14 protein-coding genes are annotated in these 21,893 nt (G+C 71.8%); 6 read left to right on the forward strand and 8 right to left on the reverse strand.

Annotation, left to right across the window (positions count from 1 at the left end):
* Window positions 1-149: 149 nt before the first annotated feature.
* The 3 genes from ACYBSK_RS25010 (at window position 150) to ACYBSK_RS25020 (ending at window position 5,635) form a co-directional block, all read left to right on the forward strand.
* Window positions 150-3,026, forward strand: a complete 2,877-nt coding sequence (locus tag ACYBSK_RS25010) for a peroxidase family protein (RefSeq protein WP_460243412.1) — start codon at window positions 150-152, stop codon at window positions 3,024-3,026.
* Window positions 3,013-4,419, forward strand: coding sequence for a hypothetical protein (locus tag ACYBSK_RS25015; protein WP_460243413.1), 1,407 nt, complete (start codon window positions 3,013-3,015; stop codon window positions 4,417-4,419). The genes ACYBSK_RS25010 and ACYBSK_RS25015 overlap by 14 nt, the downstream gene beginning before the upstream one ends.
* A gap of 76 nt (window positions 4,420-4,495) precedes the next feature.
* Complete coding sequence (locus tag ACYBSK_RS25020) at window positions 4,496-5,635, forward strand: serine hydrolase domain-containing protein (RefSeq protein ID WP_460243414.1); 1,140 nt, start codon at window positions 4,496-4,498, stop codon at window positions 5,633-5,635.
* 69 nt (window positions 5,636-5,704) lie between these two features.
* Here the strand turns inward: ACYBSK_RS25020 and qcrB are convergent, their stop codons facing one another.
* Window positions 5,705-7,363: a cytochrome bc1 complex cytochrome b subunit gene (gene qcrB / locus ACYBSK_RS25025; protein WP_457479462.1), complete on the reverse strand. Its 1,659-nt coding sequence runs from the start codon at window positions 7,361-7,363 to the stop codon at window positions 5,705-5,707.
* A 101-nt stretch (window positions 7,364-7,464) separates the two neighbouring features.
* Window positions 7,465-8,148, reverse strand: a complete 684-nt coding sequence (locus tag ACYBSK_RS25030) for a FadR/GntR family transcriptional regulator (protein WP_460243415.1) — start codon at window positions 8,146-8,148, stop codon at window positions 7,465-7,467.
* A 152-nt stretch (window positions 8,149-8,300) separates the two neighbouring features.
* On the opposite strand from ACYBSK_RS25030, the gene ACYBSK_RS25035 reads away from it, so the two are divergent.
* Window positions 8,301-9,539 carry a CynX/NimT family MFS transporter gene (locus ACYBSK_RS25035; RefSeq protein WP_457479464.1) on the forward strand — a complete coding sequence of 413 codons (1,239 nt, stop codon included), beginning with the start codon at window positions 8,301-8,303 and terminating at the stop codon, window positions 9,537-9,539.
* 40 nt (window positions 9,540-9,579) lie between these two features.
* On the opposite strand, the gene ACYBSK_RS25040 is transcribed toward ACYBSK_RS25035, so the two are convergent.
* A complete protein-coding gene (locus ACYBSK_RS25040; RefSeq protein ID WP_457479465.1) occupies window positions 9,580-10,095 on the reverse strand; it encodes a hypothetical protein in 516 nt (171 codons plus the stop codon).
* A 96-nt stretch (window positions 10,096-10,191) separates the two neighbouring features.
* The gene (locus ACYBSK_RS25045) at window positions 10,192-10,926 is read right to left on the reverse strand and encodes a Mut7-C RNAse domain-containing protein (RefSeq protein ID WP_460243416.1); all 735 of its coding nucleotides are present in this window, start codon (window positions 10,924-10,926) and stop codon (window positions 10,192-10,194) included.
* A 166-nt stretch (window positions 10,927-11,092) separates the two neighbouring features.
* Here ACYBSK_RS25045 and ACYBSK_RS25050 point away from each other — a divergent pair, with 166 nt between their 5' ends.
* Window positions 11,093-12,919 (forward strand): AMP-dependent synthetase/ligase, encoded by a 1,827-nt coding sequence (locus ACYBSK_RS25050; RefSeq protein WP_460243417.1) that lies wholly within the window; start codon window positions 11,093-11,095, stop codon window positions 12,917-12,919.
* A 27-nt stretch (window positions 12,920-12,946) separates the two neighbouring features.
* Here ACYBSK_RS25050 and ACYBSK_RS25055 read toward each other — a convergent pair whose 3' ends face one another.
* Window positions 12,947-14,998, reverse strand: a complete 2,052-nt coding sequence (locus tag ACYBSK_RS25055; protein WP_460243418.1) for a pectinesterase family protein — start codon at window positions 14,996-14,998, stop codon at window positions 12,947-12,949.
* A 229-nt stretch (window positions 14,999-15,227) separates the two neighbouring features.
* On the opposite strand from ACYBSK_RS25055, the gene ACYBSK_RS25060 reads away from it, so the two are divergent.
* The gene (locus tag ACYBSK_RS25060; RefSeq protein WP_460247181.1) at window positions 15,228-15,605 is read left to right on the forward strand and encodes a hypothetical protein; all 378 of its coding nucleotides are present in this window, start codon (window positions 15,228-15,230) and stop codon (window positions 15,603-15,605) included.
* 19 nt (window positions 15,606-15,624) lie between these two features.
* On the opposite strand, the gene ACYBSK_RS25065 is transcribed toward ACYBSK_RS25060, so the two are convergent.
* The 3 genes from ACYBSK_RS25065 to ACYBSK_RS25075 form a co-directional block, all read right to left on the reverse strand.
* Window positions 15,625-18,429 (reverse strand): beta-L-arabinofuranosidase domain-containing protein, encoded by a 2,805-nt coding sequence (locus ACYBSK_RS25065; protein ID WP_460243419.1) that lies wholly within the window; start codon window positions 18,427-18,429, stop codon window positions 15,625-15,627.
* A gap of 100 nt (window positions 18,430-18,529) precedes the next feature.
* Window positions 18,530-19,606, reverse strand: a complete 1,077-nt coding sequence (locus ACYBSK_RS25070; protein WP_460243420.1) for an endo-1,4-beta-xylanase — start codon at window positions 19,604-19,606, stop codon at window positions 18,530-18,532.
* A 45-nt stretch (window positions 19,607-19,651) separates the two neighbouring features.
* The gene (locus tag ACYBSK_RS25075) at window positions 19,652-21,889 is read right to left on the reverse strand and encodes a glycoside hydrolase family 3 N-terminal domain-containing protein (protein ID WP_460243421.1); all 2,238 of its coding nucleotides are present in this window, start codon (window positions 21,887-21,889) and stop codon (window positions 19,652-19,654) included.
* Window positions 21,890-21,893 lie beyond the last annotated feature (4 nt).

Raw genomic sequence — 21,893 nt, forward strand, 5'->3', positions numbered from 1 at the left:
CAGGGGCAAATCCACCTGCCCGTACGGGAGTTCGCGTGCGCGTACATGGCGGGATCGGGCGCTGTGGCAGGTCCGACGGCGCCGATAGCGTCGCTGACCCTCCCCCCTGAACGAACCTTCCCCACGTACCTTCGACAGGGACGGCAATGATGGCCGAGAACGAACGTCAGCCACAGTACGAGCGGTACGAGGGCGGCAGTCCCGAGGCCGAACGCCTCGTGTTCGAGCGCCTTGCCCGCGAGATCATGAAGGTTCAGGTCGCGAACCGGCGGGCCAGTGGCGCCCAGGGTTTCGAGCGCGCCTTCCACGCCAAGTCCGCGCTCGGGGTGGAGAACGCCCGACTGCGGTTCAACGACGACCTGCCGGCCGCGCTGCGCGCCGGTTTCGCCCAGCCCGGCGCCGAGTACGCGGCGACGGTGCGGCTCTCCAACGCGAGCGGGATGCGCGGGCCCGACGGGGCGCCCGATCTGCACGGCATCGCGGTGCGGGTGCGGACGACGGGCGAGGAGAGCCACGACCTGCTCGCCACCTCCTTCCCGGTGTCGCACGCGGCCAACGCCCGGGAGTTCGTGGCGTTCGCCAAGGCGATGGCCGGGGCGCGGGGTCCGTTGCAGAAGGCGCTGGGCCTGTTCGTGAAGCTGCCGCTGGCCGTCGGGCTCGGCACCGCGAACCGGATGCGCAAGAACGTCCAGGCGGCGACCCGGCACACCGTCAACAGCCTGGCCAGGGAGACGTACTGGAGCCGTGGCGCGATGCTGTGGGGCGAGGCGGGACCGGTCCGGTTCCTGCTGCGGCCCGCCGTGGGCGGCGGCCCCGAGCCGCGCCCGGACCGCCGTGACCCCGACTTCCTGCACAAGGAGATGGCTCGCAGGCTGGCCCGCGGCGACGTCGCCTTCGACCTGTGCGTACAGCGCTACGTCGACGAGCGGCGCACCCCGGTGGAGAACGCCGCCGTGGAGTGGAAGGAGGGCATCACGCCGGCGATCCCGGTGGCCCGGCTGACCATCCCGAGCCAGGACATCACGACGGCCGAGGCCCGCTCGGCGGCCCGGCGGATCGAGGAACTCACCTTCAGCCCGTGGTTCGGCACGGAGGAGTTCCGGCCGCTGGGCAACATCAACCGGGCCCGCAAGTCCGCGTACCACGCGAGCAGCGCGCAGCGGCACGGCACCCGCTTCACCCCGCACGAACCGCTCAGGAACCGGGTCCTCGGCGCGCCCATCGGCTTCGTCTTCGGCCGCCTGAACCGGTATGTGCCGTGGCACAGGCTGCCGTTGGAGCTGAGCCTGCTGAACCTGGTGTTCCTGCGGAAGGTGCTGCGCAGGCTGAACCTCATCGACACCGATGTGCGGGAGGCGCCGCCGAAGACCGAGTCGGTGCCGGTCGCGGTCGACGAGCGGCTGCGCACCGAGCGCTCCTACGACGGCACGTACAACGATCTGTCGGCGCCGAGGATGGGCGCGGTGGGCGCGGCGTTCGGCCGCAACCTGACACCCGTGTACCGGCCGGACCTGTTCGACACGCCGAACCCGGTGACGGTCAGCCGCAGCCTGCTGACCCGCGAGTCCTTCGTCCCGGCGACGTCGCTGAACATCCTCGCCGCGGCGTGGATCCAGTTCCAGGTGCACGACTGGGTCAACCACCGGCGCTACAAGCAGGGCGACAAGGCGGTCGAGGTGCCGCTGCCGCCGGGCGGCGGGACGTGGGTGAACACGCCCGGCGGGCCCGAGGAGAGCGTCATGCGGTTCGCCGAGAACGAGGGGATCGAGCTGCCGGGCGACCGGCCGCCCATCCTGTTCGGCAACACCGCCTCGCACTGGTGGGACGGCTCCGAGGTGTACGGCGGCGACGAGCAGACCGCGCGGCAGCTGCGTGAACCCGGGGGCGGGGCACGGCTGTTGCTGGACGGCGGGCACATCCCGATCGACCGCACCGGCATCCCGATCACCGGGTTCAAGGACAACTGGTGGATGGGGCTCAGCGCGATGCACACGCTGTTCGCGCGCGAGCACAACGCGGTGTGCGACGCGCTGCGCTCCGAGTACCCGTCGATGAGCGAGGACCGCATCTACCACACGGCGCGCCTGGTGGTGTCGGCGCTGATCGCGAAGATCCACACGGTGGAGTGGACGCCGGCGATCCTCGCGACGAAGGCCATCGACATCGGTCTGCGCACCAACTGGGAGGGCCCGCCGCGCAATTGGCTGAACCAGTTGGGTCTGTGGCTGCTCGAATCGCACTCGCTGACCGGTATCCCGAAGACGATGCCGGACCATCACGGCGCCCCGTACTCGCTGACGGAGGACTTCGTCACCGTGTACCGGATGCACCCGCTGATCCCCGACGACTACGAGCTGCGCGAGCACCACTTCGGGCAGCGGGTCGAGACGCTCGGCTTCAACGACATCCAGGGTGCGGCCGCCGAGAGCCAGATCCGCAAGACGGGGCTCGCGGACACCCTCTACTCGTTCGGCATCGCGCACCCGGGCGCGATCACGCTGCACAACTACCCGAAGTCGCTGACCCACTTCCAGCGGGAGGGCGAGATCATCGACCTGTCGGTGGTCGACCTGGTGCGCACCCGCAGGCGCGGTGTGCCCCGCTACAACGACTTCCGGGCGGGCCTGCACAAGAACCGCATCCGCCGCTTCGAGGACCTGACGCGGGAGCCGGAGACCCTGGCCCGCCTCAAGGAGGTGTACCGGGACGTCGACGAGATCGACACCGTCGTCGGCCTGTTCGCGGAGAACCCGCCGACCGGCTTCGGTTTCTCCGACACCGCGTTCCGGATCTTCATCCTGATGGCGACGCGGCGGCTCCAGAGCGACCGCTTCCTCACCGTCGACTACCGGCCCGAGATCTACACGCCGCTCGGCATGGACTGGGTGGAGAAGGGCGGCATGAAGTCCGTGATCCTGCGGCACTGCCCGGACCTCGCGAGCCTGCTGCCGCGCGACGCCAGCGCGTTCGCGCCGTGGCGGCCGGTGCCGCCGGCGGAGAACGGAGGCACCCATGACGCAGGCTGACGAGGGGGCGGGCCACCGGGGTCTCGACGACCTGCTCGCCCGCCCGCTGCTGAAGACGGTCTGGCGCCGCCGCACCCACCGCGTCTCGCGCGGCGCGTCGGTGCCGGCCGGCTCGATGAGCTACACGTCCCCGCACGAGCCGCGGCCGCTCTCCGAGCTGGAGGAGGCGCTGCTGATCGCGGTCACCGGTTCGACGGGCCTGACGATGCCGGACCGTCCGTTCGAGGACCCGCGGGACGGCAAGCCCATCATGTCGAAACCGAACCTGACGATGACGGGCCGCACGGCGGGCAGCCCCGACAACGCGCAGGGCACGTACTTCTTCCTGATCAACGACAGCGGTACGTACTTCCTGCGCAAGCTGCCCGCGGCCCCGCACGAGCCGTTCACCGCGGCGGCGCTGGTGGAGCGGGCCCGCCAGGCCAAGGTCAAGGTGCTCGACCACCGCCTCGACGTCGCCGAGGGGCTGCGCGACTTCCCGGCCTATCTGGACTCCAACCGGTTCCTGTCGAACCTGCCGGGGACGACGGTGCTGTTCCCGGTGGTCGACCTGTCGCACCAGTACATCAACGCGCTCATGTATCTGCTGACCCAGCCGGACGGGGCGCGCCCGACGCTCGTCGACGACCGGAACCTCTACCGTCCGGCGGGCGTCAAGAAGTGGCTCGACAACGGGTTCCTGAACAAGGACCTGAAGCTGCCGCTGGGCGCGCTCGGCCCGATGCGCACGCAGATCGAGGCGGACCTGCTGTTGCAGACGGTGATGCTGACGGCGGAGGCGATGGGCCTGGGCGCCTGGATCCACGCCTCCATCAACCCGGCGATCGCCCTCGGCGACCCCAAGTTCTCCAAGACGTACGGGAGGATGCTCGGTTTCACCTTCGTCACGCCGCGCTGGCGCCTGGCCGATCTGTGGCGCTGGCACGTGCCGCTGCCGAAGTACGCGAACCTGCGCTCGCACCCGGTGGGCCTGGCCGACCCGGCGACCGGAGAACCGCTGATCGCCGCGGCCTGCCCGCCGGCCCACGCCTCCATGTCGGACGCGGTCGACGCGATCGTCGACGCGAAGTTCGGCACGGGCGGCACGTACGGCGACAAGGACGTCTTCGCCCGGATCTACAAGGAGGACTACGGCCAGCGCTACCTGGCCGAGGCCAGCGAGTACGACGAGCGCGTCATCGAGTGCGCCCGCGACATCTGCGCGTACATCCTGGCCACGCACCGCCGCTTCCCCGCGCACACGGACGCCATCCATGTGCCGGGGGTCTGGTTGCAGGCGCACCACGTGGAGGGCGAGTACTACGAGCGCTTCTTCACGAACGGTCTGACCGACGCGCACCGCGCGCACGACACGCTCTGGGACCAGGGCCTTTCGGAGGGGCCGATGAGTTGAGCCGGTTCGGGCGGTCTTCCTCTGTACGCTCACGCGGACGACGCCACCGCACCCGTACGCACAGGAGGACCGCCCGATGACCGACAGCACCGGCCTGACCGACGTCCTGACCCCGCACGTGTCGAAGGGCCCCGTGCCGGGAGCCGTCGGGCTCGTGGCACGGGGCGGCGAGGTGGAGGTGGCCGCCGTCGGGCACGCCGACACCGAGGGCGGGACGCCGCTGGCCCGCGACTCGATCTTCCGGATCGCGTCGATCACCAAGCCGATCGTGGCGGCGGCCCTCATGACGCTCGTCGAGGAGGGCCGCATCGCGCTCGACTCGCCGATCTCCCACTGGCTGCCCGAGCTCGCCGCGCCGAACGTGGTGCGGGACCCGGCGGGCCCCGTCGAGGACGTGATTCCGGCGGCCCGCCCGATCACGGTGGAGGACCTGCTGACCTTCCGGGCCGGCTGGGGCTTCCCCCCGGACTTCTCGCTCCCCGCGGTGCAGCCGCTGTTCGCGCTAATGGATCCGCTGCACCCGCAGCGGGTGCCCGAGCCGGACACCTGGCTGGCCTCGCTCGCCGGGGTGCCGCTGCTGCACCAGCCGGGCGAGGCGTGGCTGTACAACGCGTGCTCGGACATCCAGGGCGTGCTGATCTCGCGGATGACGAGCGACTCGCTGCCCGACTTCCTCGCGGAGCGGATCTTCGAGCCGCTCGGCATGACCGACACCGGCTTCGAGGTCCCGGCCGCGAAGCGGGACCGCTTCACGCATGCCTACGTCCCGACGGCCGACGGCGGCGCCGAGCTGAGCGACACCCCGGACGGCCAGTGGAGCTCACTGCCCCCGTTCCCGTCCGGCGCGGGCGGCCTCGTCTCCACCGTCGACGACTGGTTCGCCTTCGGCCGCATGCTCCTGGAGGGCGGCGGCCGGGTGCTGTCCGAGGAGTCGGTGCGGCTGATGACGACGGACCACCTGAGCGCCGAGCAGCGCGCCGCGAGCGCGTTGTTCATCGAGGGCGAGGGCTGGGGCTTCGGCGGCTCCGTCGACGTCACCCGCACCCGGCCGTACAACGTGCCGGGCCGCTACGGGTGGGTGGGGGGCACGGGTACGGCCGCGCATGTCGTTCCGGCGGCGGGGGTGGTGACGGTGCTGATGACGCAACTCGGGATGAGTGGTCCGGCTCCGTCGCCGATCATGCGGGACTTCTGGGCGTACGCGGCGTCCCGGTAGTCCGGGGCGCCCCCCCGGGGCTCCGCCCCGGACCCCGCTCCTCAATCGCCGGAGGGGCTTGAACGGGGCTCAGTCCACGCGTTCCGATTCGTGCCATCCCGCGTGCAGGGCCCGGTACTCCTCGGGTGTCGCCTTCGGGACGTAGGTGCCGGGGCCGAACATCGCTTTGGCGAGCCGGGCGCGGATCCGCGCGCGGGCGGGGAACCTCCGCGCCACGCCGTTGTCGTCGACGCGGGGGCCCAACTCGTAGGCGGCGGGCTGCTCGTGCGCGTTGAGCGTGTACAGCTCCGCACGCGTGAGCGGCTCGTGGACCTCGATGAACTCGCCGTGCGGCAGCCGCTTGATCGTGCCGGACTCGCGGCCGTGCAGCGCCTTGTCGCGGTCGCGGTGCTGCAAGCCCTGGCAGATCCGTTTGGTGACGACGAACGCGAGGATCGGCACCACGAAGACGCTGACGCGAACGAACCAGGTGATGGCGTTGATCGACAGATGCAGTTGCGTCGCGACGATGTCGTTGCCGCCGCCGATCAGCAGCACCGCGTACAGGCTCAGCCAGGCCACGCCGATGCCGGTCCTGACCGGCTTGTTGCGCGGACGCTCGGCGGTGTGGTGCTCCCGCTTGTCGCCGGTGATCCACGCCTCCAGGAACGGGTACACCGCCATGAAGGACAGGATCAGCGGGAACAGCGTGAACGGGATGAAGACGCCCAACTCCAGTGTGTAGCCCCAGGCGTTGATCTCCCACGCGGGCATGACGCGGATGAGTCCCTCGGAGAAGCCGAGGTACCAGTCCGGTTGCGCGCCGGTCGTCACCAGGTCCGTTCTGTACGGTCCGAAGGCCCACACCGGGTTGATGGTCGCCACCGCGCCGAGCACCGCGAGGACACCGAAGACGAGGAAGAAGAAGCCGCCCGCCTTCGCCACGTAGATCGGGAAGAAGGGCGCTCCCGTGACCCGCTTCTCGCCGCGTCCGGGGCCCGCGAACTGGGTGTGCTTGTGGTAGAAGACCAGGATCAGATGGAGCACCACCAGGCCCAGCATGATGCCCGGCAGCAGCAGGATGTGGATCGGATAGAGCCGGGCGATGAAGTCGTCGCCGGGGAACGTGCCGCCGAAGAGGAAGAACGCCAGGTACGACCCCACGATCGGCACCGCGAGCACCGCCCCGTGCGCGAACTTGAGGCCCGTGCCGGACAGCAGGTCGTCGGGGAGCGAGTAGCCGGTCAGCCCGGTGATGATGCCGAGGAACAACAGGGTCCAGCCGAACAGCCAGTTGAGCTCGCGCGGCTTGCGGAACGCGCCCGTGAAGAAGACGCGCATCATGTGGACCATCATGCCCGCGACGAAGACGAGCGCCGCCCAGTGGTGGATCTGCCGGATGAGCAGCCCGCCCCGCACCTCGAAGCTGATGTTGACCGTGGACTCGTAGGCCTCGGTCATCGCGATGCCCTTGAGCGGCACGTACGAGCCGTTGTAGATGACCTCGTTGGTGCTCGGGTTGAAGAAGAAGGTCAGATAGACGCCGGTGAGGATGAGGATGAGGAAGCTGTAGAGGCAGATCTCGCCGAGCATGAACGACCAGTGGTCCGGGAAGACCTTGCGCATCTGGGACTTGGCGAGTTGGTACAGCCCGAGCCGGCCGTCCGCCCAGTCGGCGAGCCGCTCACCGCGGCCCGGGGGATCGGGACGGCGCCCGTCACCTCGTGCACGCCCGCTGTGATCGCTCATGCGACTCCCCCTCGAGGCCGTTGAGGCTCATGTCAGGGTAGAGCGCGCGGCGGGGCCACCGACAGAGGGCGAAGTGCGCTCAATTCAGCCTCCCAGAAGCGTTATTGATCCTCCGTCATCCGCTCCATCGCCGCCTCCACCGTCCGCGTGTGCGCCCACGCCGCCTCGGCGGCCGCCCGCGGGTCGCGGCGCGCGATGGCGTCCGCGAGGTCGTCGTGCGCACTCGCGCCGAGCGGCTCCGGCGTCCAGCTGGGGAGCAGCGAGGCGATGCTGTCGCGCACCGACTCGACGATGCTCTCGTACAGCTCCGTCATCAGCGGATTGCCGCTCGCCGCGACGACGGCGCGGTGGAACTCCACGTCCCTTTCGACGTACGCGGCCGGATCCTCGCTCTCCTCGGCGCGGCGCCGGGCGAGCAGGGCGGTCAGGATGCGGGCGAGGTCGTCCTCGCCGCGGTGGGTCGCGGCGGCGGGGGCCGCCTCCCGTTCGAGGGCGAGGCGGACCTGGAGGACGTGCTTCAGTTCGGCGCGGCGCAGGCGGCGCTGGAGCGCGGCGTTGAGGTCGCTCGCGGCGCGCACGTAGGTGCCGTCGCCCCGGCGGGCCTCCAGCAGTCCGGTGTGGCACAGGGCGCGGACGGCCTCCCGCACCGTGTTGCGGCCCACGCCGAGCTCCTCCACGAGGCGGCCCTCCGCCGGGATGCGGTCGCCCACGGCCCACGCGCCGCTGTCGATGTTGCCCTCGATCCGGTGGATGGTGCGCTGGACCAGGGTGGCGGGTTCGGGCACGGCGGGGCCTTCCGGGGCGGTTGGGCGGGCGAGTACGGAGACTGCACGGCCAAGATATCCCATGTCTGGGCGCGGCGAGTGGCCCACTTTCGCCGGTTACGTACATATTCACGAACCACCAGGCGCGAAACATGGGATGTTACGTTGGGTCCATGCCGTCCACTGAACCCGCGCCTGCCCTGACGTCCCGGGGCACCGTCCCGGACCACGCCGCCCGAGCGCCGCAGGGGCTGACGCTGCTCGCCGCCGGCGTGCTCCTCATCGCCATGAACCTGCGTCCCGGCGTCGTCTCCGTCTCCCCGGAGCTCGACACGATCCGCGCCTCCACCGGGCTCAGCGGCTCGCTCGCGGGGCTGCTGACCACGCTGCCGATCCTCTGCTTCGGACTGCTCGCCCCGTTCGCGGCGAAGCTGTCGCGGCGCATCGGCATGACGCGGGCGCTCGGCGCGATGATGGCGCTGCTGACGGCGGGCATCGCGCTGCGGCTCGCGCCGGGGCTTGTGGCGCTGTTCGCGGGGACCGTGCTGATCGGCGCGGCGATATCCCTGTCCAACGTCCTCGTGCCGAGCGTGATCAAGCGCAACTTCCACCGCCGTACGGGGCTGATGATGGGCCTGTACTCGGTGGCCCTGTTCTGCGGCGCCGCCCTCGCGGCCGGGGTGACCGTGCCGCTCGGGGACGCGCTCGGGCTGGGGTGGCGCGGGGCGATCGGCGTCTGGGCGGTGCTGTCGGCGCTCGCGTTCGCCCTGTGGCTGCCGCAGTTGCGCCGCTCCGACGCGCCGCCCGCCGCGGCCGGACACGGGCCGGACTCCCGGGCGCCGCTGCGCCGTTCACCGCTCGCCTGGCAGATCACGCTCCTGATGGGGCTCCAGTCCTTGCAGTACTACGCGTGCGCCGCGTGGATCCCGGCGATGCTCACGAGCCAGGGCATGACCGGTACGCAGGCGGGGTGGATGCTGTCCGTGATGAGCCTCGCGGGCATCGCCGGTTCGCTCGCCTTCACGGCGCTCGTCGGCAGGTCCTCGCACCAGGTCGCGCTCTCCCTCACGGGCACCGTGCTGGTCCTCGGCTCCGTGCTCGGCCTGCTGGTGGCGCCGGTCGGCGGGGCGTACGCCTGGATGCTGATGCAGGGCTTCGGCTGCGGGCTGCTGATCAGCACGGCGCTCGCCGTGATCGTGCTGCGCTCCCCCGACGCGGCGCGCGCCGCGGAGATGTCCGGGATGGCGCAGAGCGTCGGCTATCTGCTCGCCGCCGCGGGCCCGTTCCTGCTCGGCGCGCTGCACGACTGGACGGGCGGCTGGACGGTGCCGCTGGTGATGCTCGCGGTGCTGTGCGTGCCGATGGGCGTCGCGGGCATCGGCGCGGGACGCAACCGGCAGCTCCCCGCCTGAGCCGACCGGGACCTGGTGATCGGGGGGTCCGTGCCCGGGGTCAGCAGCCCTCGCGGAGCGGCTCGATGGTGACCTTGGAGCGGTCCTCCTCGCCCCGCACACGGCCGTAGGTCGTGGAGTTGACCCGGAACCAGCGGTCGTCCGCGGTGCGCTTGCCGCCCACGTCGTCGAGGCGGACGCACCAGCGCTCCGACCGCAGGACCTTCGTGTACTTCTCGGTGCCCCGGCGCACCTTGTGGCAGTCGCGGACCTTGTCCGTGGTGTACCAGGTCTTGGTGCGGCCGTTGCTGCGCTTGGTGTGGCGCACCTTGCGGGTGTCGGTCTCGCACTTGTTCACCAGGTGCGGGCGGGTGGCCCGGGTGGTGCGCCGGGTGACGTGCCGGACGCCGTCGCGCACGCCGGTCACCTTCTGGTCGGCCTGCTCGACGGTGCCGCTGCCACTGCCGCTGCCCTTGCCGGTTCCGTTCACGGACGACGACGTGTCCGTACCGCCGCAGGCCGCGAGCGCGACCACCAGCATCATGGTCAGTCCTGCCAGGGTCGAGCGCCGCTTCACGGACGTGGCTCCTCTATGTGTACATGCCATCGGGAATCAGCAGCGTAGCGGACGGGGTCACGCGGCCGCGCGGGGGCACAGGCGCGGGGCCCGCCGCTACGCCTGCTGCCCGAACTCCGCCACCGCCGCGCCCACCATGGCCTCCAGCCGGTCGTGGTGGGCCCCGCGCCAGTACACCCGCGCGCATTCGGCGCACTGCGCGAACACCTCGTACGTGGCCCGCGTCCCGCCCTCCAGCCGGTCGGCGACGTCCTCCTTGCTCGCCTGGGCGAGCCGGCCGTTGCAGGCGGTGCAGCGGGTCCACGGGCGCAGCCGCGGGGTGAAGCGCCCCAGGACGTCGCGCAGTTGCTCGTCCGGCTGGTCGCTGTAGACGTACGCGCCCGCCCACAGCTCCCGCCTGCGCAGCAGCCCCCGGTCGCGGCTGAGCAGCACCCGCCGCTCGGCGGCGGAGCGCTTGGCGAGCGCCGGGTCGCCGACGTCGCTCGCCTCGTACGCGGTGTCGACGCCGAGGAGCCGCAGGCGCCGCGCCAGGGTGCCGAGGTGGACGTCCAGGAGGAACCGCAGCGGGGCGTCCGGCACGTCCTGAGGGCGGGCGACGGGCCGGACCTCGACCCGCTCCCCCGCGGCCGGTACGTGCGCCACGGGCACCTGGCGGCCGTCCACCACGAGCACGCCGACCTCCGTCAGCGGCACCCCGAGCGACTCGACGACGTGCCCGAGCGTGGAGACGCCGTCGGTGGTGAGCGGGGCCGGGGCGCCCGCACGGAACGCCTGTGGCACGAACAATCCCAGTTCAGGGGCTACTTGGAGGAGAATCTCCGGACCGTTCATCGGGCCAGAATGCCACGCCGCGCCCGAGCGGTGCCGCCGGTCGCGGGCGGCACCCGATTCGTTATGCAACAGCGGGGCGAAAACGTCGGCGTGGAGGTACCTTGCCGTTTCGACGGATACAGGTTGAAGCCTCAACTCCCTGCGGCGAAAGGTGTTGAACAGACACATGCGGCAACTCGCATCACCTCGCCTCGCTCCGCCCCTGGTCTCGGGCGGTCTCGCCGACTCGGTCTTCGCCACGGCACTGGAGGCCCCGCACCGGGTCCAGTTCTCGCTGCTGCGCGACGGGCGGCCGGTGCAGGAGATCACCACCTCGCGGTTCCGCGACGAGGTGACCGCCGTGGCCCGCGGGTTCCTCGCCAGCGGGGTCGGCCGGGGCGACCGGGTGATCGTGATGTCGCGCACCCGCTACGAGTGGACGCTCATCGCGTACGCGCTGTGGACGGTGGGCGCCGAACTGGTGCCGGTGTATCCGACCTCGTCCGCGGAGCAGGTGCGGTGGATCCTGTACGACACGGACGCCGTCGGGGTCGTCGTCGAGAACGAGCACAACGCGATGACGGTGGCCGCCGCGTACGGCGCCCGGACCGATCTGACCCGGCTGTGGGAGCTGGACTCCAGCGGCCTGGACCTGCTGGTCGAGGCCGGTGCGTCGGTGCACCCGGATCACGTGCACCAGCTGCGGGCCTCGGTGTGTCCCGGCGACACCGCGGTGATCTGCTACACGTCGGGCACGACGGGCCGCCCCAAGGGCTGCGTGATCACGCACAGCAACCTGGCGTCGGAAGCCGACAACCTGGTGGCGGGCTGGGGCAGCCTGCTCGCCGCGCCCGGCGAACAGCCCTCGCTGCTCGCCTTCCTGCCGCTCGCGCACTGCTACGGCCTGATGGTGGTGGTCAGTTCGATGCGCTCGGGGGTCAACATCGCCCACCAGCCGGACCTCTCCACCAGCGCGCTGCTGCCCGCGCTGGCCGCGTTCCGGCCGACGTTCGTGTACGGGGTCCCGTACATCTTCGAGAAGATCTTCGCCAAGGCCCGGATCAACGCCCAGAACAGCGGCCACACCGCCCTGTTCGAGCGGGCCGTGCGCACGGCGATCCGGTACGCGGCCTCCGTGCAGCGGCACGCGGCGGGCGAGGGCCCGGGGCCGGGACCGCGCATGCGGCTGCGGCACAAGGTGTACGACCGGCTGGTGTACGCGAAGGTGCGCGCGGTGCTGGGCGGCCGGGTGCGCAACGCGGTGTCGGGCGGCTCCCCGCTCTCCCGCGACCTCGGCCTGTTCCTCCAGGGCTGCGGCATCACGGTGTACGACGGCTACGGCCTCACCGAGACGACGGCCGCGGTCACCGCGCAGCCGGTCGGCGCGGTGCGGCACGGCACGGTCGGCAAGCCGCTGCCGGGCAACGCGGTGTACATCGCGGACGACGGGGAGATCTGGGTGGCCGGGGACGTCGTCTTCGCCGGTTACCTCAACAACCGCAAGGCCAACGAGGCGTCGCTGCGGGACGGCTGGTTCGCCACGGGCGACCTCGGCCACCTCGACCCGGACGGCTATGTGGTGATCACGGGCCGCAAGAAGGACATCATCATCACCAGCGGCGGCAAGAGCGTCTCCCCGCAGACCCTGGAGGAGGAGCTGCGCGCCCACCCGCTGATCTCCGGCTGCGTCGTGATCGGCGACAACCGCCCCTACGTGACGGCCCTGATCACACTCGACCCGGAGGCCCTGGCCAGCTGGCAGTCGCTCAAGGGCCGCGTCCCCACCACCCCGGCGGAGGCGGCGGCGGACGAGGAGCTGAACGGCCACATCCAGCGCGCGGTGTCACGAGCCAACGCCCGGGTCTCGCGCGCCGAGTCGATCCGCGCCTTCCGCATCCTGCCGCACGAGTTCGGCGCCGTGCAGGGTCTGCTCACGCCGTCCCTGAAGGTGCGCAGGGCGGCCGTCATGGAGGCGTACGCACGGGACGTCGAGGAGCTGTACGCGGCGCGCTGACCGGCGCCGCGCACAGCGGGTGTCCGCTCAGGACGCGGTGGGCGTCCAGTCCCCCAGCCAGTCCGCGACCTCCTGGTCGGCGGCCTGGGCGTCGGTCAGCTGCGGCCGGTCGGCGCTCGCCGAACCGGCGCCGTCCCCGGTGTTCTTGTACTCGGCGAACCGGTCGTCCTTCCAGGAGAAGCCGCCCATGTCCGTCCACGGCTTCGCCTTGATCGCGGCGCTCAGCGTGGAGTTCCGGACGGTGGCCATCGGGTCGAGGGAGGCGTCGCCGCCCGCGTGCCAGTTGCGGCCGAGGTGGAAGGATCCGGCGGTGACGTCGCCGCCCACGGTGGAGCGGTTGATGAGCAGGCCCTTCTTGCCCGCGGCGGTGCTCGGCGCCATGACGTACCCGGCGGACGTGCCGTCCCAGCGCTTCTTCAGGGTGATCACGGACTGGTCGATCACGGCGGTGGCGCCGCCGAAGATGAAGTCGACGTTGCCGACGACGTACGAGTTCTTCATGTAGACGCGCTTGCCAGCGCCGTCGAGCAGCAGCGTGTCCTGGTCGCCGCTGGTGATGACCGAGTCGAGGAACACCTTGTCGGCGTTGGTGCGCAGCGCCACCGCCTGCGCGGAGATCGAGGTGTCCTTGGACTCGTCGAAGTCGTTGTCGACGGTCAGGTTGCGCAGCTGGGTGTCGGCGCCGAGGACGGTGACGGTGGCGCTGCCCGAGGTGCCGTACGTCGATCCGTCCGGCTTCTTCGAACCGGCGGCGTGCCCCTCGACGAGGACGGTGGACTTGCGGCTGGACCCGGTGCCGACGACGGTGATGTGCGGCTTGTTCGCGGGGATGTTCACGGTCCCGCGATAGGTGCCGGGCGCGACCTTGATGTCCACGCGCGCGGTGTTGTTCGCGGGCACGGCGTCGACGGCCGCCTGCACGGTCCCGTACTGGGCGCTGCCGTCGGCGGCGACGGTGAGGGTGGTCGCGGCGGCGGCCTTCGTCTGAGCCGTGGTGCTCGCGGTGGTGCCGAGGGAACTGCGGGGCCCGGCACCGGACTTCAGCAGGGCCGGCACGTCGGCGGCCTTGTCCAGCGTGTACGGGTAGAAGTCGGACGGCGTGAAGGCGGTGCCGCCGCTCTCGTTGCGCCCGCTGGTGCCGGAGAAGACGCTGCCGCGCTGCACGAGCGTGGCGGTGGAGTCCTTGATGACGGGGTTGTTGACGCCCTGGAAGTAGCTGTTCTCCAGGACCATCTTCGTCTTGCCGCGCGAGTAGTTGCCGTACGAGGACGTGATGTCGGTGCCCGGGTCGTCCTGGAGGTAGTTGTTGTAGAGGTGGGCGTGCGCGGCGTTGTCGGTGGACGGGTTGCGCTGTTCCGTCTCGCGGATCCAGTTGTGGTGGATGGTGATGTCGGTGAGGACGTTCTCGGTCCAGCCGATGCCGAAGGCCTTGTTGTCGTTGCTGAGCTTGTTCCAGGAGACGGTGACGTTCGTGGAGTCCTTGCGGACGTCGATCAGCCCGTCGGCCATGTGGCGCAGGTCGTTGTGGTCGATCCACACGTGGTGCGCGCCGTCCATCTGGATGGCGTCGAAGTCGTGGTCCTTGTCGTTCCAGGTGCCCTGGTAGGTGTCCCGGATCGTCAGGTTGCGGATGATGACGTTGTGCACGCCGGTGCCGAGGAAGAAGCCGCCGCCGACGATGTGTCCGGAGGTTCCGGAGCCCACGATCGTCTTGTCGGAGGCGACCTTGATCTCCTTGCCGACGGGGTCCATCCGGATGGCGGCCGCCACCACGATGACGTAGGGCTCGCTCGCGGTCGCGTACTTCTCCAGGTCGGCGAGGGTCTTCACGGTGACGGTCCGGCCGTCGCGGCCTCCGTACGTGCCCTTCTGGCCCTGGGAGTCGACGGAGGCGAAACCGTCGGCGGTGTCGTCGGCCCACGCGGCGGCGGTCGCGGCACTCGCCGTGGCCGCGCCGTCGCCGCCGAGGAGGCCGCCGCCGTACGCGAGGGTGGCCGCGGCGGCGACGGCGAGCGGGGCGCCCGCGACGAGGACGGTTCTGCGCCTGCGGTGCCTGGGCTTGCTGCGGGTGTCGCTCATCTGCTGTCGCACTCCGAACGTGGTGGGGGAATCCGTGCCGGGCGGCACGTACCGGTGTGGTGTCGCCGCCGGGGCGGGGAAGGTTGCCCCCTTCAAGCCCCTGCGGCGATTGAGCAGCGGGGTCCGGGGCAGAGCCCCGGGGCCGCAGCCCCGTCGCAGGACGCGATGCCCGCTGTCACACCCCGATGCGAAGATGCCGGAGTACGCGGGAAGAGAGGGGCAGGCCCGGATGGGACGCAGTGAGCGGGAGGCCGTCGCCGACGGCGCACGCCTCCACGCGACCGTACGGGCACTGCTCGACGACCACGCACGGGCCGTACGCGCGGTGCGGGAGGCACTCGACCCGCTCCTCGACGAGTCCGTGGCGCGGGTCCTCGACACCATGCCCGTGGCCCGGTTGCAGGAGGCCACCGACGGCCGGGTGCGCGTCGGCCTCGTGGAGCGTGACGGGCTGCGCACGGACAAGTCGCGGCAGTTCGACGCGTACGCCCGGCGCAGCTCCATGGCCGAGGCGACGCCCGACGCCGTCGACGTGTCCGACGCGGAGATCGCGCGCCGGATCGTCGAGGAGGAGCAGGCACGCCTCGGCGTGGCGGCGGAGGGCTGAGCCTTCCGGGAGCGGGTGCTCAGTGCCGGTACGTGGCGCGGGCCGCGGTCGACACGACCTTCGCGGCGTCGTCGGCGCCGAGCAGCCCTTCGGCGACGTACGCCTCCGTGACCTCCCGGACCGTGCCGACGAGCGCCCGCTTGTTCGGGAACGGCGCGGCGGCCCACACCGCGTCGAGCAGCGAACTCCCGCTCTCACGCACCGGGTTGGCGACGCCCGAGTCGAGGCCACCGAAGACCACCCGGGGTTCCGCGCGCCGGAAGTACGCGTGGGTGGCGTCCTCGGTGCCCCCCAGGAACGGGGCGAGTTCGACGCCGTCGAGGGTGAAGTGGAGGGGCTTGCCGTCGATTTTCGTGAGCGCGGGCCGCAGATCGCCGGAGAGCGCCGCCCGGCCGTGGAGGCCGAAGGTGAGGGCCGTGGTGCGGGCGTCGCGGGCGACCAGGTTGACCGGGCCGTAGAAGAGGGCCTGGGTCGCCGGGTCGTCCGGGGTGCGTTCGACACGCACCCGGAAGGGCATCGCGATCCGCACCGTGTCGCCGTCCCGCCAGGTCCGGGAGACGGTGACATAGCTGCCGGGCTTCGCGGAACTGCCGCCCGCCGGGCGCCCGTTGACGGTGACGGTGAAGCCGTCGACGGCCCAGGACGGCACCCGCAGCCTGAGGTCGAACGCGGCCCGCCCGCCGCGCACGGTCAGGGTGCTGCCCTGCTCGCGCGGGAAGTCGGTGGTCTGCGTGACGGTGATGCCGTGGGCCTCCCAGGTGAGGGTGGCGGCGGTGTAGAGGTTCACGTACAGGGCGCTGTCGTCGGCGGCGCGGAAGTAGACGGTGTCCTGGTACTTGGTGGCGCTCTCCATGCCGGTGCCCTCGCAGCACGTGGTGCCGGCCTTGGGCGTGTAGTCGCGTACGTGGCCCGGTCGCAGTCCGATGAAGTAGGTGACGAGCGGCTTCTCGGCGTCGGCCTTGTCCTGCTTGGAGCCGAGGACCTGGTTGAGCAGGGTCCGCTCGTAGTAGTCCATGTACTGCGGCCGCTGGTCGTGCCGGAAGAGGATCCGGCTGAGCTTGAGCATGTTGTACGCGCAGCAGGTCTCGGCGTTGACGTCGCTGAGCGTGGTGGCGAGGACGCCCGGCTCGCCCCAGAACTCGCGGTCGCTGGTGCCGCCGATGGCGTACATGCGGGGCGGTACGACCATGTCCCAGAAGTTGCGGGCGGCGGTGAGGTAGCGGTCCTCGCCGGTCTCCTCGTGGAGGCGGACGAGGCCGGTGAAGACGGGGATGTGCTGGTTGGCGTGGAGTCCGCCGAGGATGTCCCGGCCCTCGGCGCAGGCGTCGATGAGCTTGTCGAGGTCGAACAGGCGGGCAAGGGCGAGGTGTTGGGCCTTGCCGCTGAGCGCGTACAGGTCGCAGATCGCCTCGACGATGCCGCCGAACTCGCCGCTGGAGAAGATGCCCCACATCCGCTGGAGGGTCGCCTCGGGCAGCTGCGACAGGCGTGCGTGCATCCAGTCGCACAGGCCCTCGGCGAGGTCGAGGGCCCGGGGGTCGTCGGTGGCGAGGTGGGCGTCGACGAGGCCGCGCAGGATCTTGTGCGCGGTGTAGTAGGGCGCCCACACCTTGGTGTAGTCGCCGCTGGTCATCGACTCCAGGGCGATGAACTGCGTCTCGGGGTAGGCGGCGAGGAACCCGGGGTGGCTGGGCCCGCCCCAGGTGCGGCGCAGGGTGGCCGTGCGGGAGCGGCCCGAGGTGTCCGCGAACGTGGAGCCGCTCGTCTCGTCGAAGCCGTACGCGGCGAGGTCGCCGGTGGGCGCGGAGTCGTCGCCCGCGTGCAGCGCCGCGATGTCGTCGGCGCTCAACGCCCGTGCGAACAGGTGGACTTCGTCGAGGGATCCGGCGTACGGCGGGTCGGCGGCGTAGTGCGAGCGGCCGAGCCAGCAGTCCTTGACGGCGCCGAGGTCGGCGGGGGTGAGCGTGAGCGCGGTGTCGCGGGCGACCTCCCGCCCGTTCACGTACAGGACGCCGGTGCCGCCGCCGAGGGTGACCGCGAGGTGGCTCCACTCGTCGACGGGGAGCGGCGCCGTGCCGTCGAGGCTCTGCTCGCGGCCCGCGCCGCCGGTGGTGATCGCGAACCGGGGGTTGCCGCCCGCGCCGCGCGCGGCGAGGTACAGGTAGCGGGTGGTGTCGTCGCCGAAGTCGGCGATGCGGGCCCAGTCGTCGGCGTGTTCGGGGCGCACCCAGGCGGCGAGGGTGAGGGCGTTCGTCGCGCCGTCGAGGACGTCGGACGGCAGGTCGACGTAGGTGTAGGAGCCCCGGATCGTGGAGACGGCGCCGCCGCCGAAACGGCCCGCGACGCTCAGCACGGTCGGGTCGGCGCGCAGCGCGGCGCGCACGTCGTACAGCTCGCCGACCATGGTGCGGATCTTGGTGAGGTACGTGGTGTCGCCGGTGCTCGCGTAGGCCTGCGCGAGCATGGTCAGGAAGTGGCCCGTGGTGTGCCCGCGCAGGTTGCCGCCCGCTTCCCCGTCGAGGCCCTCCCAGCCGCCGGGGGCGACGGCGCCGGGCGTGGGGCGGCCGACGTTGGCGCGGAAGACCTGGATGAGCCGCATCTCGTCGTAGCCGCCCCCGAAGTCCAGCATGAGGCGCCGTTTGTCGGCGAACACGCCCTTGCCGAGGGCGACGTCGTCGAGCGCGAAGGGGAGGGCGCCGCCGCCCGGCGTGGACGCGGCGGCGGCGCGGGGTGCCGCGCCCGCCCTGCCGGGGGCGAGGGCGAGCGCGGTGGCGCCCAGGGCGAAGGCGCCGCACAGGGAGCGTCTGGTGGGACCGGGTGCCATGGAGAACCTTCCGTTCGACATATCGACACGGGTTCGATAAACCGACCAGAAGCTAGACGGCGGCCCCGCGCCCGTCAATGGCCCCGACCGTGCACGGCCGTCACTTCCGTGTCAGGGCCTCCCGGATCGCGTCGTACGCCGGCTTGTGCTGGAGGTTCTCGTCCCAGGGCAGCGCGGCGCCCTCGTCGTCGAAGAAGGCGGGGATCCACGAGTGCCGGTCGGAGTAGCCCCACAGCGTGATGCCGACGCAGCGCTTCACGGCGAGGCAGGCGTCGGTCACCTGCCCGTACCAGTCGGCCTGTTGGGCGAGCTTCGCCTCGTCGGCGGGGAGGATCATGCGGATGTCGAGCTCGGTGAGGGCGACGTCGACGCGGAGGTCGGCGAAGCGCTGGATGTTCTGCCGCATCTGGTACGGGAAGCCGTACTGGAGCGCCAGGTGGGCCTGCATGCCGAAGCCGTCGACGGGGACGCGGTCCGCCTTGAGCTGCTTGATCAGCGCGTAGTACGCGTCGGACTTCGCGCCGGTGCCCTCGACGTTGTAGTCGTTGAGGTACAGCTTGGCCTTGGGGTCGGCGGCGCGGGCCCAGCGCAGGGCGTCGGCGATGTAGCCGGGGCCGAGCGTCTTGTAGAAGATGTTCTCCCGGTAGGTGCCGTCCTCGTTCATGATCTCGTTGGCGACGTCCCAGGCGAAGACCTTGCCCCGGTAGTGCTTGACGACCTTGGTGATGTGGTTGCGCAGGATGGAGCGGAGTTCGTCGGCGGTCCAGGTGCCGGAGGTCAGCCAGTCGGGCAGCTGGCTGTGCCACAGGAGCGTGTGGCCGCGCACCTTGAGGCCGTTGGCGCGGGCGTAGTCGACGATCTCGTCGCCCGCCGTGAAGTCGAAGACTCCGCGCTGCGGTTCGGTGGCGTACCACTTCATGCCGTTGCCGGGCGTGGTCTGGCCGAACTCGGTGCCGAGGAGGTCGGCGTACTCGGTGTCGGCGAGCTCCGGGTTGTCGACGGCGGAGCCGAAGTAGCGGCCCTGGGCGCGGGCGAGGTCGTGGAGGGTGGCGGAGGAGCCGGGCTTCTTGCCGCCGTCGCCCGCGGCGGTCGCGGGGGTGGCGGCGAGGCCGCCGAGGAGGGCGACGGCGGTCGTCGCGGCGAGCACGGCGGATCTGACGCGGGTGGGGCGGCGCATGACGGATCTCCTCTGCTGGTGGGCTTGGCGGGGTGTGCGGTCGGGTCACTTCACGCGCAGCTCGCAGCGCATCCTGCGGTCGTGGCCCACCTCCCGCACCGGTCCCGTCAGGGTGAGCGGCACCGTGTGGTGGACGTGTTCGCTGGAGGCGGCGACGCGCAGTTCGAGGGCGCCGGGTTCCACGACGCGGCGGCCGTCGGCGCCGGTGTACGCGGCGAGGTCGGCGGGGAACGTGGCGTGGACCTCGGCGGCGGCGCCCGGGTCGAGGGGGACGCGGGCGTAGCCGACGAGCCGGACCTCGGGGCGGGCGACGGTGCCGACGGGGTCGTGGAGGTAGAGCTGGACCACTTCGGTGCCGGGGCGCTCGCCGGTGTTGCGGACGGTGAGCTTCAGGGACACCTCGCCGTCGGTGGCGAATTCGGGGGTGTCGCAGGTGGGGGCGGACCAGTCGAACGTCGTGTACGACAGGCCGTGGCCGAACGGATAGAGCGCGGTCGGGTCGACGTTGCTGGGGCCGCCGTGCCGGCCGAGCGGCGGCGCGAGGTACGGGGCGGGCTGCCCGCCGGGGGTGCGGGGCACGCCGATGGGGAGGCGGCCGGAGGGCTCGACGCGGCCGGAGAGCACGCCCGCGACGGCGGCGCCGCCCTCCTGCCCGGGGAAGAAGGCCTGGACGACGGCGGCCGCCCGGTCGGCCCAGCGGCCGAGCGCGTAGGGGCGCCCGCTGAGGACGACGATGACGGTCGGCGTGCCGGAGGCGAGCGTCTCGTCGAGCAACGCGCCCTGTCCGTAGGGCAGTTCGAGGTCGGCGGCGTCGCAGCCCTCGCCCGAGGAGCCGCGCCCGAACAGTCCCGACCGGTCCCCCACGACGGCCAGGCACACATCGGCAGCCGCCGGGTCGTCGACGAACGTGGCGCCCGGCAGTTCGGCGCGCAGGGCCTCGGCGAGGGTCGGGATGTCGACGCCGGTGGGCAGTTCGGGGTGGTTGACGCCGACATGGCGCGGGAACGTGTAGCAGCCGAGCATCGCGGCCTGCTCGGTGGCGAGCGGGCCGACGAGCGCGACACGGAGCGCGCCGGAGACGGGCAGCGGCAGCAGCCCCGCGTCGTTGGCGAGCAGCACCACGGACTCCTGCGCCGCCCTGGCCGCGAGTTCCCGCATGGGGGCGGGGTTCAGGTCGACGGGGCCGTCGGTGTCGACCGGCTGCCAGTCGGGGTCGAGCAGGCCCAGTTCGCACTTCTGTGTCAGGACGCGCAGCGCCGCCCGGTCGAGCAGTTCCTCGGGCAGGCCGCCGCCGGGCTCGAAGCAGTGGGCGGCGGGGAGTTCGACGTCCACCCCTGCGGCCAGGGCGAGCCGGCCCGCGTCGGCGGCGGACGCGGCGACCCGGTGGGCGGACTCCAGGAACGCGATGCCGAAGTAGTCGGAGACGGTGGTTCCCGTGAACCCCCAGGTGTCACGGAGGAGTCGCGTCAGCAGCTCGGTGTGCGCGTGGGCGGGCAGCCCGTCGATGTCGTTGTACGCGGCCATCACGGAGCGGGCGCCGCCCTCGCGCAGCGCCATCTCGAACGGCGGCAGGATGACGTCGGCCAGCTCGCGCGGGCCGAGCGAGGCGGGCGCGTGGTTGCGGGCCGCGCGGGAGGCCGAGTACCCGGCGAAGTGCTTGAGCGTGGCGACGATCCCGGCGGCCTCCAGGCCGCGTACGTAGGCGGCGCCGATGGTGCCGACGAGGTAGGGGTCCTCGCCGATGGACTCCTCGGTGCGGCCCCACCGGGGGTCGCGGACGACGTCGAGGACGGGGGCGAGGCCCTGGTGGATGCCGACGGCGCTCATGGAGCCGCCGATGGCCCGCGCCATCTCCGTGATCAGGGCAGGGTCGAAGGTCGCGCCCCAGGCCAGCGGGGTCGGGAAGACGGTGGCCTGCCAGGCCGCGAACCCGGTGAGGCACTCCTCGTGGGCGAGGGCGGGCACCGCGAACCGGTTGCCCGCGCGGATCCGCCGTTGCAGGTCGGCGAGCCGGCCGACGCCCTCGGCGGGGTCGACGGGGACGGTGCCGAAGGGGCGGGTGAGGTGACCGAGGCCGTACGGGAGGAGGGCGTCGAGGTCCGCGCTCTCGGCGGCGTACTCGTGCTGTCCGGGTGCCACGGCGGCGTCGGAGTCGGAGCCGGTGGCGGCGCCCAGCCAGACGCTGGACAGCTGGGCCGTCTTCTCCTCGGCGGTCATCCGGGCGAGCAGGTCCGCCGCCCGGACGTGGGCGGGCAGGGTGGTGTCCTGCCAGGGCTGAGCCATGGAA

The organism is Streptomyces sp. BYX5S (genome assembly GCF_054724165.1).